15 protein-coding genes are annotated in these 15,260 nt (G+C 39.8%); 12 read left to right on the forward strand and 3 right to left on the reverse strand.

Annotation, left to right across the window (positions count from 1 at the left end; genetic code table 11):
- The first annotated feature begins 20 nt into the window (after window positions 1–20).
- From lpdA (DOZ58_RS16770) to DOZ58_RS16780, 3 genes are all read left to right on the forward strand, one after another.
- The gene (lpdA, locus tag DOZ58_RS16770) at window positions 21–1,394 is read left to right on the forward strand and encodes a dihydrolipoyl dehydrogenase (RefSeq protein WP_111889344.1); all 1,374 of its coding nucleotides are present in this window, start codon (window positions 21–23) and stop codon (window positions 1,392–1,394) included.
- A 110-nt stretch (window positions 1,395–1,504) separates the two neighbouring features.
- The gene (lipA, locus tag DOZ58_RS16775) at window positions 1,505–2,380 is read left to right on the forward strand and encodes a lipoyl synthase (RefSeq protein WP_111889345.1); all 876 of its coding nucleotides are present in this window, start codon (window positions 1,505–1,507) and stop codon (window positions 2,378–2,380) included.
- A gap of 489 nt (window positions 2,381–2,869) precedes the next feature.
- Window positions 2,870–3,472, forward strand: a complete 603-nt coding sequence (locus DOZ58_RS16780; protein WP_111889346.1) for a 50S ribosomal protein L25 — start codon at window positions 2,870–2,872, stop codon at window positions 3,470–3,472.
- Between the two features lie 205 nt (window positions 3,473–3,677).
- On the opposite strand, the gene DOZ58_RS16785 is transcribed toward DOZ58_RS16780, so the two are convergent.
- The 3 genes from DOZ58_RS16785 to DOZ58_RS16795 all read right to left on the reverse strand — a co-directional run bounded on the left by DOZ58_RS16785 (window position 3,678) and on the right by DOZ58_RS16795 (window position 4,736).
- Window positions 3,678–4,058 carry a PH domain-containing protein gene (locus DOZ58_RS16785; protein ID WP_111889347.1) on the reverse strand — a complete coding sequence of 127 codons (381 nt, stop codon included), beginning with the start codon at window positions 4,056–4,058 and terminating at the stop codon, window positions 3,678–3,680.
- 67 nt (window positions 4,059–4,125) lie between these two features.
- Window positions 4,126–4,374 (reverse strand): hypothetical protein, encoded by a 249-nt coding sequence (locus DOZ58_RS16790; protein WP_111889348.1) that lies wholly within the window; start codon window positions 4,372–4,374, stop codon window positions 4,126–4,128.
- 110 nt (window positions 4,375–4,484) lie between these two features.
- Window positions 4,485–4,736: a hypothetical protein gene (locus tag DOZ58_RS16795; protein ID WP_111889349.1), complete on the reverse strand. Its 252-nt coding sequence runs from the start codon at window positions 4,734–4,736 to the stop codon at window positions 4,485–4,487.
- A gap of 436 nt (window positions 4,737–5,172) precedes the next feature.
- Between DOZ58_RS16795 and DOZ58_RS16800 the strand changes: the two genes are divergently transcribed.
- The 9 genes from DOZ58_RS16800 (at window position 5,173) to DOZ58_RS16840 (ending at window position 15,258) form a co-directional block, all read left to right on the forward strand.
- Window positions 5,173–6,018: a transketolase gene (locus DOZ58_RS16800; RefSeq protein ID WP_111889350.1), complete on the forward strand. Its 846-nt coding sequence runs from the start codon at window positions 5,173–5,175 to the stop codon at window positions 6,016–6,018.
- Complete coding sequence (locus tag DOZ58_RS16805; RefSeq protein ID WP_111889351.1) at window positions 6,015–6,962, forward strand: transketolase family protein; 948 nt, start codon at window positions 6,015–6,017, stop codon at window positions 6,960–6,962. The genes DOZ58_RS16800 and DOZ58_RS16805 overlap by 4 nt, the downstream gene beginning before the upstream one ends.
- A 27-nt stretch (window positions 6,963–6,989) precedes the next feature.
- A complete protein-coding gene (locus DOZ58_RS16810) occupies window positions 6,990–8,306 on the forward strand; it encodes a transaldolase family protein (protein ID WP_111889352.1) in 1,317 nt (438 codons plus the stop codon).
- 121 nt (window positions 8,307–8,427) lie between these two features.
- Window positions 8,428–9,276: a class II fructose-bisphosphate aldolase gene (locus DOZ58_RS16815; protein ID WP_111889353.1), complete on the forward strand. Its 849-nt coding sequence runs from the start codon at window positions 8,428–8,430 to the stop codon at window positions 9,274–9,276.
- Between the two features lie 82 nt (window positions 9,277–9,358).
- Entirely contained in the window at window positions 9,359–10,408 is a 1,050-nt protein-coding gene (locus DOZ58_RS16820) for a thiamine pyrophosphate-dependent dehydrogenase E1 component subunit alpha (protein ID WP_111889354.1), read from the forward strand.
- Window positions 10,409–10,460: 52 nt separating this feature from the next.
- On the forward strand, window positions 10,461–11,435 hold the full coding sequence (locus tag DOZ58_RS16825; protein WP_111889355.1) for an alpha-ketoacid dehydrogenase subunit beta: 975 nt from the start codon (window positions 10,461–10,463) through the stop codon (window positions 11,433–11,435).
- 20 nt (window positions 11,436–11,455) lie between these two features.
- The gene (locus tag DOZ58_RS16830) at window positions 11,456–12,694 is read left to right on the forward strand and encodes a dihydrolipoamide acetyltransferase family protein (protein WP_111889356.1); all 1,239 of its coding nucleotides are present in this window, start codon (window positions 11,456–11,458) and stop codon (window positions 12,692–12,694) included.
- A gap of 59 nt (window positions 12,695–12,753) precedes the next feature.
- Window positions 12,754–14,154, forward strand: a complete 1,401-nt coding sequence (gene lpdA / locus DOZ58_RS16835; protein WP_242988531.1) for a dihydrolipoyl dehydrogenase — start codon at window positions 12,754–12,756, stop codon at window positions 14,152–14,154.
- A 114-nt stretch (window positions 14,155–14,268) separates the two neighbouring features.
- Complete coding sequence (locus tag DOZ58_RS16840; protein ID WP_111889358.1) at window positions 14,269–15,258, forward strand: lipoate--protein ligase; 990 nt, start codon at window positions 14,269–14,271, stop codon at window positions 15,256–15,258.
- Window positions 15,259–15,260 lie beyond the last annotated feature (2 nt).

The raw sequence follows: 15,260 nt of genomic DNA on the forward strand, positions 1-15,260 counted from the left end.
TGACTTAAAGAGGAGAAATAATGAAAGTTGTAGTGATTGGAGCTGGCCCCGGAGGTTATGAAGCAGCAATTTATGCCGCTAAACGTGGATGTGAGGTTATCCTCATTGAAAAGGAAAAATTGGGAGGAACCTGTTTAAACAAAGGTTGTATACCGACAAAAGCACTACTAGCTGTGACGGATACTTTAGCAACGGTAAAGAAAGCTTCAGTTTTTGGAATAGAAACACAAGCAGTCAGTAATAATTTCGGATATGCATTTGATCGGAAAAATGCGGTAGTGAACGGCTTGATCAATGGGATCGATTATTTAATGAAGGCCAATGGTGTCAATATTATTAATGGCATTGGTCAGCTTAAGAATAATAACACAGTCATTGTTCATAAAACTGATGGGGCACGAGAAGAAATTTCAACTGATAAAATTATTCTGGCAACGGGTTCAGTACCGAGTAAACCATCATTCTTAAATTATAACAAAAACAGTGTTGTAACGAGTGATGAAATTCTGGAACTGGATGAACAGCCGAAATCAATTATTATTGTTGGCGGTGGAGTTATCGGTTGTGAAATTGGTCAATTTTTGAAACGGATGGGAACTGAGGTTACGATTGTCGAATTAATGGAACATTTACTGCCTTTCGAAGACGATGATGTTACTAAACAGCTGGAACGTCAATTTAAAAAAGAAAAGATCAAAGTCATCACAAAGAAAAAGGTTGAATCAGTAAATGTAACGGAGTCGGGGGTTCAAGTAATACTTCAAGATGGCGTAGCAATTGAAGCAGAAAAGCTATTGATTTCAATCGGCAGACAGCCATTTACGGTTGATTTAGGACTTGAAAATACAGATATTTTGGTATCGGAACGTGGGTTGATTGAAGTGGATAAAAAGATGCGCACCAGTGTTGAGGGTATCTATGCCATTGGTGATATTGTTAATTCTCCACAATTAGCACATGTCGCGTCAAAAGAAGCATTAACCGCGGTAGATGATATCTGCGGAGATGGTATCGAGATCAATTATAAAGCGGTTCCTCGTTGCGTATACACTGATCCGGAGATTGCATGTGTGGGAATGACAGAAGAGCAGGCTAAAAATCAGAGCATTCTTTATACAATCGGTTCATATAATTTTGCCGGACTTGGTAAGGCGAAAGCTTCAGACAAAACGACGGGTTTTGTAAAGGTTATTGTGAATCAAAAAGATGAAATCATCGGTGGAGAGATTGTCGGAGCACATGGAACCGATATGCTTCAAGTATTAACATTAGCGATTGATCTTGGATTAACAGCGAAACAGGTTGGCCAGTCAATTTTTCCGCATCCGACATTGTGTGAAGGAATCATGGAAGCATTGCATGATGTTCATAAAAGAAGTATTCACAAAGTTTGAAACTGTTTAATCCTAGGTTGAGATTTTATGGGCTTTTAAAAAAAGTCTTAATTGAATAAATAAGGAATATATAGGGAGAAGTTTAAATTCTCATTATATAAGTGTAAAAAATGAAAGAAAAGTTACCAGTAGTATTAAGACGAAGTTATGATATGGAATCAATTTCAAAAATGAATAAAATATTAACCGATTTGTCCCTGAATACCGTATGCAATGAGGCCGCTTGTCCAAATATGGGAGAATGTTACAAGAAAAAGACTGCAACATTTATGATTATGGGCAATATTTGTACACGGAACTGCAGATATTGTGCAGTTTTTACTGGAAAGCCTTCACCATTGGATCTAGCTGAACCAGAAAATGTTGCAGCGGCTGTAAAAGAAATTGGTCTAAAACACATTGTAATAACTTCAGTAACCCGTGATGATCTAGAAGATGGCGGGGCATTGCATTTTGCTAAAACCATTAGTGCAGTAAAAAGAGTTATGCCTGATTCGACAATTGAAGTATTGATACCAGATCTTCAGGGAAACATGAGAGATATCGAAAAAATAATACTAGCAGAGCCGGATGTAATTAATCATAATCTTGAAACAGTTCCATCTCTATATCACTCGGTAAGACCAAGTGCTCAGTATTTTAGATCATTGATTTTACTAAAACATATAAAAGATGAGGCGCCAAATATTATAAGTAAAACTGGAATTATGGTTGGGCTGGGAGAAACTGAAAAAGAAGTGTACAAAGTAATGGACCATTTAGTCGAAATAAATTGTGATATCTTAACAATCGGACAATATTTAAGACCAAGTAAAAAACACATCGGTGTTAAAGAATACATTACGCAGGAAAAATTTGATGCTTATAGAGAAATAGGAGAAAGTAAAGGAATAAAGTTTGTAGCAAGTTCATCTCTAGTCAGGAGTTCTTACAATGCGATAGAAGCTGTCGAAAAAATAAGAAGGGGGATAGATTGTATAATTTGATTTATATAAAAAATTATTCATTAGAACGCTTATTTTAATTTTGTGCTTGAATGCTATTTACTCAATTTTCCCGGCTCAAAATTCAGCTGAGACTTTACAACAACACATTCTGTAGCTTCTGATAAAAAGAAGTTGACGAAAAATTCAGCCAACGTCTGATATAATAAAATGTAATAAGATAATGGGTTTTTCTGAACTGGATTTTACGTCTGTCTTCCTTCGTATGTTCTAGAATACCTGTTTCAGGGAGAGTTTGATACCTGCTTTATTGGTCGGTGGCATCTTTGGGAAGCCCATGAGCAGGGCATTGTTAGCGTACTGTTGCTTTTTTCTTAAAAAACTTGATATTGATTCATATGTTTGGTATAATTAAAAGAACGTAGTAGAAATACATTAATATGAATAATTTGGCAGGATCTTAATTGATAGTTATCAAATAAGACAATACGAACAATACGATGTGAGAGTTTATTAAAAGGAGAAAATAATATGAACGAAAAAGTAACAATTGCAATAGAAAAAAGAGAAAAAATGAGTGGCAGTGCAGGAAAAAAACTAAGGAAAATTGGTTATATTCCCGGTGCGATCAATCGAAAAGGTCTGGAATCCGTTTCAGTAAAAATAAGTAAAGATGAATTAGTAAAAAACATTCATAAATATGGGAAGAATTATTTATTTACGCTTGATCTTGAGGGGCAGGAATCATATGCTGCAATGATAAAAGAAATTCAACATGCGCCAATTAAAGGTGAAATTTTAAATGTTGTTTTTCAGGAGGTATCGATTACCGAACCCATTAAGTTTGATCTTAATATTAAAATAATCGGCAGGGAAGCAATCGAATTAAGAGAACTAAATTTTGTGCAGCAAATGGACAAAATTCTTGTGACAGGATTGCCACAGGATATACCGGATTATCTTGAAATCGATGTAACGGATCTTAATTTAAACGACAAAATCTGTGTTGGCGATATTAATTATCCCAAAGGCATTGAATCAGAAATTGAAGCGGATAAAATTGTATTGCTGATAAATGAAATGCGATTAGAAGATACAGTCACAGAAGATGAGTTAGAAGCTGTGCAGGAATAAAACCTCCAAAGTTTATTGATCAAGTGTCAAAAAATATTAAATTATATGCCTTTGCATTATCGTGAAAGCACTTTTATATGTCAAGTAAATAGTATGTAGCTCAAGTAGATGGCGTATAGCAGGTTTGGTAGATCAAACTTGCTATACGCCATATTTTTGTGGTACTTACGGATGAAAAAATCACGTTAGGGTGCAGCACAACACCCTAACCGATTGCATTGCCGATTAATTTAATAATGAGGCTTAAGTTGTAGTTACCTGGAAATTCGAAGGAAATTTTATCAACAAAGTAATTATATAATTCTAATTCATTTTCCAAATCATAATTATTTGAGTTTTTTACAGAAAAAGCAATAAACTTTGAGTAGGGTAGAAAAGTGAAAATTGGAAGCTCAGGATCTTCATAGGTACAAATAATAATCCGTTTAGAGGTAAACAATACCTCAGAAGGGAAAGGGAATCGATCCGCTACATAAAATTCTACCACCTGTTCCTGATCATTTAGCATAGCTTGGATACTCTTCTGAATCATGAGAGTGCTTTTTTTGTCAGTAATGATGAAGCGTGAAGCTTTAAAGTCGATCATTTCAACTCCTTCTATTTCAAAGAAAGTTACCCAATTGTAGTCATAATTGAGTAACTTTTTTTGAGTTCTAGAAAACCATTTTTTTGACTACAATTGTATTAAGGGCAGCTAATTCTTTTTCCATAACGGCGATGTCGTCTTCCTTGTCGGGCAAGAACTCCAAAATAATCAGTCCGGTTATACTGCACAATTCTTCAGAAGATTCATGCAAACCAAGACGTGTTTTAATAATACATCCATTTTTGGTTAACAATTCCTGTACCTTCAATGCTTCGCTTTCGCGATTACCAACCTGAATCCCCATAATTTGTCTCATAAAAAAACCCTCCTATTAAGTATTTATATCTTAATAAAATACCCAATTAATGGAGAGTTAAACTAGTTTGATTAAAAATAATTCTAAGCTTAGAGCAGATCGTGAATTATTTATAACTCATCTTTTAAGCTCCAACTCACGTTTTTTCCCAGCTCATTGTTTTCCCCTGGAATCCAGATATCAATTTTTAGTTGCTCCAGTTTTTCCATTGATTCAAGGTCATTAAGTTCTTGTGCTTTTTCGTAGGCCTTTATAATCCAGTTTTTTGTCAGCTTCTGAAAATCACCGCCCTCGGTTTGGATATAATCATTTCTAATATTTAGTTTTCCATCGATTACTTTACTCGAGTATCTTAAGCCCATTTCGTATCCTCCTAAGATTTGTTGATATTTGTCTTTAATACATTATATCCTGTTCTGTCAAAACTTGACATAGTATTTTTGAATATTTATAAAAATTTGCGTTAAAAGTGTTTGGTGTGATTTGATTTGACTTTTCATCTTTGGACAGAATCAACTTGTAAATCAAAATTTCCCGTAAGTACTTTAGATGTAGGAAACAATAACTGAAAAATAAAAGTCAAGCATTTTTGAAAAATAAATTGACAAAAGAGCAAACCATGCTATACTACATATAAGGACTGGTCATGACCACTACTGATGTGACAAGGCTATTCGACCTAATCTTGAAAAATTTCGTTTTAAAGAAAAATTGTCTCGATTATTACAGGTATTAGTTAATTGCAAAAATGTTTGTTGTTTTTGTATGAGCTATACATAAATATTTAAGGAGAGTTCAATGCAAATAGAAACCATCGAAAGAAAAGCATTTGATATTCGGAAACACATTGTTAACACGGTAATTAATAATGGTGATGGTCATGCTGGCCCATCATTGTCTTGCACGGATATTCTGGCGACCTTGTATTTTGATATTATGGATGTCAAAGTTGATGAGCCCAAATGGTCCGGTCGTGATCGGTTTGTTCTCAGCGCGGGTCACAAATGTCTGGCACTTTATGGAACCCTGATTGAAAAGGGATTTGAAAAAGCTGATGTCTTGGAAACATACAATCAGTTAGGATCAAAAGTACCCGGTCATCCCGACATGAAGAAATTCAATGGCGTTGATTTTAGCTCTGGTGCATTGGGACACGGTTTGCCAATTGGTGCTGGGATGGCTCTAAATGCAAAACTTAAAGGTGAAAAAAATCGTGTTTTTGTTCTGATGGGGGATGGCGAACAAGGTGAAGGATCTAATTGGGAAGCGGCAATGTTTGCAAGTCATCACGGCCTGGACAACCTAGTTGGTATCATTGATCGAAACGGTCTTCAAATTAATGGCAGTACCCGCGATGTTTTAGACACCCGTGATTTGAGGGAAAAGTATTCTGCATTTGGGTGGTCGGTTAAAGTTATCGATGGCCATAATATTGAGGAGCTTTCAAATACCTTTCAAGCGATCCCTTTTCAAAAAGGGAAGCCAAGTATGGTGATCACAAACACCATTAAAAGTAAAGGGATGCCTTTTGCTGAGGGAAATGTGAAATATCACCATTGGAATCCTGGTAAAAATGCGCAGGAATCAAAAGATGCACTGGACGCGCTTGAACGATATGCAAATGATAAAGGATGGATAAAATGACAGTTAAACAGCGAAATCCACGGGATGTATTTGGGGAAGTATTGTTAGAACTGGGTAGAGAGAATGAGAGTATTCTGGCGGTGTCTTGTGATTCAGGAGCAGGATCGGGTATGAACCCCTTCAAGCAGGCGTTGCCACATCAATATTTAGAGGTCGGGATCAACGAACAGAATGCCATTGGTGTTTGTGCCGGGTTAGCTGAAGGTGGTTCTATTCCGGTTGTCTCAGCGATTGCACCGTTCATCTCAATGCGTGCTTTTGAGCAGGTTCGTAACGATTTAGGTTATGCTAATATGAATGTAAAAGTAATCGGTTCCAGCAGCGGCTTGTCACATTCAGCACTGGGATCAACCCATCAGGCGATTGAAGATTTGGCACTGATGCGCGTCATACCGAACATGGTGGTCTTAAATCCCGGTGACGGATATGAAGTCGAAATGTCATTACGGGAAGCAGTTAAACACAGGGGGCCCGTTTATATCAGAATGCCGCGCCACCCGATGGCAGAACCGTTAGAAGTGTCGCAACGCAATTTCAAATTGGGAAAAGGCGAAGTGTTAATGAATACTGGAGATGAGATTGTGATCGCAGTTTCGGGAACATTGACGGTTGATGGTCTAATGACGGGAAAAATCTTGGATGAAATGGGATATGGCGTAAAAGTTCTGAATTTTACAACGGTAAAACCATTGGATACTGAGCTCCTATATGACGCATATAAAGACGCAAAATATTTATTTACATTAGAAGAGCATTCGCAAATCGGCGGTTTTGGCAGTGCTGTAATGGAAGTATTGGGTCCAGTTAAACAGGGTAATTCGATTCATATTGTTGGTATTACCGATGGCTCCATTAATACCGGCCCCTACCGCGAATTACTGGATGCCTACGGTCTTACCTGGGAAAAGGTCGTAGACCGGATTTTAAATGTGATTCAAAAATAATAACAATAAATTTAGAGGAGAAAAATAATGAAGACTGTCAGTTGTACCTTGAATACCTTATTGAATGATGATGTTTCACTAATTGATGATCAAAAGAGCGATGTTAATCGCGTCCTTGATTTTGATTTGCCTTTAGGAGAATATGATTTTTTAAAGAAACATGTAAAAAAAATTGGCGTAACCAAGGAATTCAGTAAAGTTATTTCGACATTTAGAACGCCGGAAAATGAGACCCCCGAGGGATTTCGGGTAGAATATCGGCTGGAATCTAATGGGATCTTGAGAGCTGATTTGATCCGCGATATTTCTTATGATAAAAATGGCAAAAAACGACCAACCAATGTACTTTTTTCAGCTGATTCTGCCAACCCATACGAGGTAAAACCGATCAGTAAAATGATTGCTAATCTAACGTGTAATCCTGGTATTATCTACGATTTGTTTATCAACAACCCGAAGGCTAATATTGGTAATCAATACAAAACACGGGATGAAGTAATGGAGGAAATCGGGCGGATCTTGGGACCGGGAGCAGACATCAGTGTTGAACTCAATGATCCGTTTGGTAAGTCGGATACTGAGCTTCTGGAAGAAGCCGAGAAATTCAGGGAAATGCTTTCCGAATATCGAGTGGTTATAAAAGTTCCACACACTGGACCGATCACAAATGTAAACGTTTCAGAACTTCTTTCGGGAAATAAAAAGCTTGGCAAATCATTCACGGATGTGACAACGGAAGGCGCTTTCCGAGGTCATAATCTGGCATTGATGCTCAAAGAACATGGTTTTAGGGTGAACTTTACGTTGATGTTTGAACCCTATCAGACGGCGCTAGCGTTACAGGCAAAACCATATTTCGTAAACAGCTTCATTCGGCATCGCTTAATGCAATCAGAAAGCATGGCGCTGAATTTAAAGCAATTTAACGCAACGGGTGATCTGAAATTTATAAAAAATATCCAGAATATGTTTTTAGAAAAAGATTATCTGAATATGGATCAGACTCAAATGGACTTGCTGATGGTTAAGAAAATGGCTGAAGACATGTTAAAATATCGTCACTTTGATGATCCTGAAGGCTCAGATGGATTAGATAGTGTGCGACATAATTTAAGACTTTTTAAAAACACGAATTTGGATGACACAAGACTCATTATCTGTAGTATGGAAGGTGAATTAAATTATCCGGACATTGACAAATTGTTGGTTGAAAAAGAATTTGAAGACCTTGTTCACCGCGTTGTTGTTACGGCGGAGCCAAAATACCTGGCAAGGTTTACTTCCTGCAATCAAGTTGTATCGTATCAACGTCGATTTATGAATGCCGCTAATGGACAAAAATAATAAAAGTTATTAGAGATGATATATTTTTCAAACGGAGTATGTTATGCTCGTTCTAGGTGGTCATGACCCATTATATTCATGTATGATGTCGTGAAAATTTATTTGAAAAGAGGTGATGATCATGAGTTATGTGAATATGGAAGCAATTCTTGGCGACGCAAGAAAGAATCATTATGCAGTTGGGGCGTTTAATATCGTTAATTACCTTACTGCGAAGGCGGCAGTTGAAGCGGCTGAGGAACTTGGACAACCGATTATCATTCAAACATCGGTAAAAACGGTAAAAGCTTTTGGGATCAAAGAAATGATGAGTTTTTTAAAACCAATCGCTGAGAATGCAACGGTGAACGTGGCGATCCATCTGGATCATTCGACAGATGTTGAATTTACAAAAGCCTGCATTGATGGCGGCTGGTCATCGGTGATGTATGACGGTTCGCAGTTGACTTTGGAAGAAAATATTAAAAACACCAAAGAAATTGTAACATATGCAAAAAATAAAAAGGTGACAGTTGAAGGTGAATTGGGTGCTATTGTCGGCGTTGAAGATGATATTGTGGTAATAGCCGGAAATTCTGCCCATGCGCGGCCGGAAGATTGCCATATTTTTTTAAAAGAAACCGGAATCGATGCTTTCGCGCCAGCCGTGGGAACGGCTCACGGCGTCTACACCGGTGAAATCAATATCGATTATGATCTATTTGATGAAATCAATCAATTCTCATCCTGCCCATTGGTGCTTCATGGCGGTACCGGATTAACCGATGAAATGTTTCATAAACTGATTGCGTTAGGGGCTTCAAAGGTTAATATTTCAACGGCAATTAAAATTGCATATTGTCAGGGGATGGTAACCTACACAAAAATGAATCCTGACCAGAATGATCCGCTTAAACTGGATGCCTTTACCAAAGAAGGATTGAAAAAAGTAGTGAAGCAACACATCCAATTCTTTAGTCTGAGGGACTAACAGAATTAATAAAATAATGTCTGCTGCCAAGTTATTGATGATTAAACTGGTGAACGATGATTAAAATACGAGGAGAATAATAATGAAAGATTCCAAATGTATTGAAGAACTCAAAAAAGAATTTGATGCTTATGCAGAAATGTATAGTCCAGAAGGACTGGATCGCGACGAGCAAATCAGAATGTATAGTATCATGTGGCTCATGCGTAAGTTTGAGGAAGCAGTGAAGCCACTTTGGATGGCGAATAAGGTTCACGGATACTATCATCCTTATATTACTGAGGAAGCGATAGCTACCGCTATTATTACGCAATTGAAAAAAGAAGACTATGTTGGTTCTACCCATCGTGGCCACGGTCATTTAATTGCTAAAGGTGGCAATATCAATAAGATGATGGCTGAATTGTTTGGCAAAGAAGAAGGTTATAACAAGGGTCGTGGTGGTTCAATGCACATCAGCGATATGAGCATTGGGATGCTTGGTGCCAGTGGTATTGTTGGAGCGGCAGTAGCACCAGCAGTTGGCAGCGCGTTAAAAAGTTGGATCAAAGGAACAGATGATGTAACCGTTGTGTTCTTTGGCGATGGCGGTGCCAATGCCGGTTCCGTTTCGGAATCGATGAACATGGCCGCGGCCTGGAAACTCCCGGTGATTTTTGTCTGCGAAAACAACCAATGGGCAATTGCTACCGATTATGCCCGGATAACCGGTGAACCTGATCTTTACAAACGGGGCACAGGCTTTGGCATACCCAGCTATCGCTGTGATGGTTATAATATTTATCAAATCTGGGAAACCGCAAAAGCCGCCATTGAGCGTGCCCGCGCGGGCGAAGGACCGACCTTTATTGAATGTAAAACGATGCGAATGTTGGGACATCATGCAACTGATGATAGCTGGTACCGTGATATGACAGTATGTGATAAATACTGGGAAATTGAACCGATTAAACGAATGGGCGAATTTATGGTAAAAAACAAGCTTGCCACACCGGAAGAACTGGAAGCGATTGAAGCAGAAGCAATGAAAAAGGTCGAGGCGTCCATCGAATACGCAGATACGCAATGCCATGAACCCTCTCCTGATACTTTCTATGATTACATTTACACTGATGGCGAAGTTATCAAGTAGACACTGTATTAATTAGTGAGCTTATTAAAACGAAGATTAGGAGATAAAGATTATGTCAATCATTACACTTAGAGAATCTATTACTCAGGCATTAAGGGAAGAAATGGCCCTGGATGAAAACGTATTTATCATGGGTTGCGATGTAGGACTGCGCGGAAATCCATTTGGTATAACAAAAGGTCTAATGAATGAATACGGCGAAAAACGGGTCATCGATACCCCTATTTCAGAAGCCGCATTCACGGGTCTTGGTGTTGGCGCGGCGATTGCCGGGATGCGTCCGTTAGTTGAAATATTATATGCCGACTGGATCACGCTGCCAATGGATAACATTGTCAACACGGCGGCAAAAACATGTTATATGTTCGGCGGACAGGCAAACGTGCCGATTGTTATCCGGGCGCCTTTTGGTGTCGGTGGTGGCGTCGCTGCTCAGCATTCACAGAACAACGAAAACTGGTTTGTCCATGTACCGGGCTTAAAGGTCATAACGCCGTCTACCCCCTACGATATGAAAGGGATGCTTAAATCGGCCATTCGTGATAACGGACCGGTTATCTGCTTTGAACATAAACGTAATTATTCAGTAAAAGGTGAAGTTCCAGATGGTGAATATCTGGTTCCAATCGGAAAAGCAGCGATTCGCAAAACGGGAACCGACTGCACGATTGTGGCATATTCCTATATGACCTATGTGGCAGAAGAAGCAGCTAAAGAATTAGAAAAAGATGGAATCAGTTGTGAAGTCATCGATTTGCGATCGCTGTTGCCGTTGGATTATGATACCGTGATGGAATCGATCAAGAAGACAAGTCGTGTTGTTGTTGTGACCGAAGCACCACTTCGCGGATCTATTGCTGGCGAAATTGTCGGTGAAATCATTGACCGTGGTTTTGATTTATTGGATGCACCACCTCAGCGTCTTGGCAGCAAGAACTCTCCAGTAGCATACAATGAAGGTCTGGAAGCGATGTGCACACCTAAAAAAGAAGATATTATCGCAGCAGTACGGAAAACATTTGAATAAATTGTGAAGGAGTGTTTATTATGGCAAAATTAATGAATATGCCAAAGATCGGCGTTAACATGACTGACGGTACGGTCACGGAATGGTATGTAAACGAGGGTGACGAAGTTAAATTTGGTGAAATGGCTTTGGCTGCAGAAACAGATAAAGACGTTCAGGACATTCCGGCCGACCAGACGGGCACCGTTTTAAAAATTATTGCCCAAGTGGGCGATAACGTCGAATGCCATAAACCACTGGCAATTGTCGGTGCTCCCGGTGAAAATATTGATAGTCTACTCGCTGAAATTAGTGGCGGCGGAGCTGTGGCAGCACCAATAGAAACGGTGGATATTGCACCAGTTCAATCAGCTGAGGTGACAGAAACAGCCTCAACAGACCGGGTTCCGGTTTCACCATTAGCTAAAAAAATGGCCAAAGATTTGGGGATCAATCTGGCTAAAGTTAAATATACGGGGATCCGCGTCACAAAGTCTGATATTCTTGCTTACGAAAATGAACCAGAAGTAATTTCAGAGTCGCCAACAATTGCCATACCAGCCGTAGCGGCAACAACGGTTGTGCCGGCAACTGGAATCAGAAAAATAACTCCTTATGACGGCATGCGCCGAAAAATTGGTAATCGGCTGACTGAAAGTGTGGTAACAAAACCATGGGCAGCTCTCACGGTGGCAGTTGATATGAGCAAAGCCATTGAGTGGCGCAAACGGGTGAATGAAATCGCCGATATCAAGGTCGGTTTCAATGAGATGGTGGCCAAAGCCTGTTCCCGGGCTTTACAGGAATACCCCTTGATGAACACGCAGCTGGCCGCTGATGGCACGGAAATTTACGAAATGGAAGATATCAACATTGGCGTTGCGGTTAACACCGATCGAGGCTTGATGGTGCCGGTTCTTAAAAATGTTGCCGCTAAAGGGGTGGTTGAACTGGCAAAAGAATTTGCCGGCCTGGTTAGCCGTACCAAAGAACAAGCGAATAGTCAAGGGGACTTGTCGGGGGGAACGTTTACGATCAGTAATCTTGGTGCTCGTGGAATTTCAAGTTTTCGGGCAGTGATTAACCCGCCTGAATGTGGGATTCTGGCGTTAGCAGCAACGATTAAGTCAGCCGTTGTCATTGATGATGAAATCGTCATCCGTCCAATGATGAATATTACTTTGAGTTTTGATCACCGTATTGTTGATGGGGATTATGCCGCACAGTTTGTATCCTATATCGGAAAACTGTTAGAAGACCCGATGAAAATCTTAATGTAGACAACCGTAAGCGGTTCAGGGCGAGCTAAACTTGACGCATGATTCATAACAGGAGATAAATGATGAATAAATTTGATCTAATTGTTATCGGCGGCGGTCCGGGGGGATATGTGGCAGCAATTTATGCTGCCCAGCATGGCCTTCACACCGCACTCGTTGAAAAAGCCGATCTGGGAGGGGTTTGTTTAAATTGGGGCTGTATACCGACAAAAGCACTGGTTCAAAACGCCGAAATCCTCCGAACGGTAAAAGAAGCCAATAAATATGGAATCAGTCTGAATACCAATGAAATAAAAGCTGATTATTCAGTGGCTCAGAAACGCAGTCGCGAAGTGAGTGGCAAACTGACCATGGGCATTAAAAGTTTGATGAAAAAAAATAACGTGACGGTGATACCGGGTGAAGGAAGTTTAATTACTGGAACCAGGGTGAAAGTGATGCCGACTGGTGAAATTTTCGAAACAAAAAATATCATTCTTGCTACCGGAGCTCGCGCCTTTAAAATTCCCCAATTTGATTACAGTAATCCTAACATTATGACCTCGCGAGAAGCCCTTGAATTGAGCGAAGTCAAACCGGGAGAGCGATTTGTGGTCGTCGGAGCGGGGGCGATCGGTATGGAATTTGCCAGTATCTGGGCCAGTTATGGGGCTGCGGTAACCGTTGTTGAAATGCTGCCTCGAGCTTTGCCAAACGAAGATGCCGATGTTTCAAAAGAAATTCAAAGAGCATTCAAAAAACGTGACATAAAAGTAAAAGTTGATAGTAAAGTTGTTTCTGTAGCTGCTGAAGGAAATGGTTTCAACCTTGTTATTGAGAAAAAAGGAAAAACCGAGTCAATCCCATGTGATAAAATTCTTGTTTCGGCTGGGGTTCGGGCAAATGTTGAGAATATTGGCCTGGAAGCAGCAGGCGTGAAACTGACCGAGCGGGGATTAGTACAGGTAGATGATCATTTACTGACAACCTGTCCGACCATTTACGCCATTGGCGATATGACTGGAAAACTGGCCCTGGCTCATGTTGCGTCAACTCAGGCATTGGCGGCTGTTCACGCAATTCTGGGGAAACCAGTTAAGCAATTTAATTATTCAAATATGCCAAGATGTACCTATACTTATCCCGAAGTAGCCAGTGTTGGATTAACCGAAGAACAGGCCAAAGAAGCAGGCTATGATGTCAAGGTGGGAACATTCCCGTTGGCAGCAAATGGGAAATCCGTAGCAATGAATGAAACAACGGGTTTTGTAAAGATTGTTGCCGACAAAAAATATGGTGAGATACTGGGAACCCATCTTGTCGGAGCCCACGTGACGGAATTAATCAGTGCCGCGACTGCTTATATTGATCTTGAATTTACCGCAGCAGAGATTGCCCAGGTTGTCCATCCCCACCCATCGGTATCAGAAGCGATGATGGAAGCAGCGCATGCGGTAGTGGGACAGGCTATTCATATTTAATTAAGGATGACGACAATTTAGTAGAAAGTGAGTATTGCAGTGCCTGAAAAGGGCATGCAATATTCATCATTATGATCGGTAACAAAGGTTTGAAACGAATGGGGTGGGCTGATTATGCTCTTTTATTATAGTGAATCGACAGATCCATATTTTAACCTGGCATTGGAAGAACATATCTTTTCCAACGTTTTATTGCGAGAGCCGTTTTTCATGCTATGGCAAAATGACAACACCATTGTAATTGGACGTAATCAGAACGCCGTCAGAGAAATCAATATCGATTTTATCAGGGAAAAAAATACCAAGGTGGCGCGGCGTAATACCGGCGGTGGTACGGTTTATCATGATTTGGGAAATTTAAACTATTCGTTTATTCAGAACTGCAAAAATGGTAAAACGGTTGACTTTTCGCAGTTTGCCCTTCCGATCATTCGTGCCCTTGATCATTTTGGGGTCAAAGCGCAGTGCAATGATCGCAACGACCTGGTCATTGCGGGATGTAAATTTTCAGGCACGGCTCAGACAGTCAAAAATGGCCGGGCATTACACCATGGAACACTGCTATTTAATTCAGATTTAGATTTTTTACGGCAAGCACTGATGGTCAATGAGGACAAAATTGAAGCTAAAGGTGTTAAGTCAGTGAGCAGCCACATTACCAATATCGTTGATCATTTACCTCAACCAATCACTATGGAGCAATTTCGTAATTGTTTGATGACCAGTATTATAAAAAAGAATAACCCATTTCCGTTTCGTTTGACCAAGAAAGATTTTGAAGCGATCAAGCAACTGCAGGAAAAAAAATATTCGACATGGGATTGGAATTATGGTAAGTCGCCACGCTATGAAGTGCAGAAAACTCGAAATTTCCAATGTGGGTGCCTGACAGTCTCGATGCGGGTTTTACAGCAGGGAATCATCGATTCGGTTTCCATTACCGGTGAATTCTCAGGAACGCAGAGCATCTGCCAATTGGAAAAATTTTTAAAAGGAAAGATACTAAAAGAATCAGAATTATTGGAAGTCCTCAGCTACACTAGAGTAAACGACTTCATTTCAGGTATAACAGCTGGAGAATTAGCGAGAATTTTAGTGTATTAATA

Source organism: Acetobacterium sp. KB-1 (assembly GCF_003260995.1).
Taxonomy (GTDB): domain Bacteria; phylum Bacillota; class Clostridia; order Eubacteriales; family Eubacteriaceae; genus Acetobacterium; species Acetobacterium carbinolicum.

Excerpts from the sequence above, each read along its gene's own strand:
- lpdA (WP_111889344.1), top strand. The coding sequence starts at position 21 with ATGAAAGTTGTAGTGATTGGAGCTGGCCCCGGAGGTTATGAAGCAGCA.
- lipA (WP_111889345.1), top strand. The coding sequence starts at position 1,505 with ATGAAAGAAAAGTTACCAGTAGTATTAAGACGAAGTTATGATATGGAA.
- DOZ58_RS16780 (WP_111889346.1), top strand. The coding sequence starts at position 2,870 with ATGAACGAAAAAGTAACAATTGCAATAGAAAAAAGAGAAAAAATGAGT.
- DOZ58_RS16785 (WP_111889347.1), bottom strand. The coding sequence starts at position 4,058 with ATGATCGACTTTAAAGCTTCACGCTTCATCATTACTGACAAAAAAAGC.
- DOZ58_RS16790 (WP_111889348.1), bottom strand. The coding sequence starts at position 4,374 with ATGAGACAAATTATGGGGATTCAGGTTGGTAATCGCGAAAGCGAAGCA.
- DOZ58_RS16795 (WP_111889349.1), bottom strand. The coding sequence starts at position 4,736 with ATGGGCTTAAGATACTCGAGTAAAGTAATCGATGGAAAACTAAATATT.
- DOZ58_RS16800 (WP_111889350.1), top strand. The coding sequence starts at position 5,173 with ATGCAAATAGAAACCATCGAAAGAAAAGCATTTGATATTCGGAAACAC.
- DOZ58_RS16805 (WP_111889351.1), top strand. The coding sequence starts at position 6,015 with ATGACAGTTAAACAGCGAAATCCACGGGATGTATTTGGGGAAGTATTG.
- DOZ58_RS16810 (WP_111889352.1), top strand. The coding sequence starts at position 6,990 with ATGAAGACTGTCAGTTGTACCTTGAATACCTTATTGAATGATGATGTT.
- DOZ58_RS16815 (WP_111889353.1), top strand. The coding sequence starts at position 8,428 with ATGAGTTATGTGAATATGGAAGCAATTCTTGGCGACGCAAGAAAGAAT.
- DOZ58_RS16820 (WP_111889354.1), top strand. The coding sequence starts at position 9,359 with ATGAAAGATTCCAAATGTATTGAAGAACTCAAAAAAGAATTTGATGCT.
- DOZ58_RS16825 (WP_111889355.1), top strand. The coding sequence starts at position 10,461 with ATGTCAATCATTACACTTAGAGAATCTATTACTCAGGCATTAAGGGAA.
- DOZ58_RS16830 (WP_111889356.1), top strand. The coding sequence starts at position 11,456 with ATGGCAAAATTAATGAATATGCCAAAGATCGGCGTTAACATGACTGAC.
- lpdA (WP_242988531.1), top strand. The coding sequence starts at position 12,754 with ATGATGAATAAATTTGATCTAATTGTTATCGGCGGCGGTCCGGGGGGA.
- DOZ58_RS16840 (WP_111889358.1), top strand. The coding sequence starts at position 14,269 with ATGCTCTTTTATTATAGTGAATCGACAGATCCATATTTTAACCTGGCA.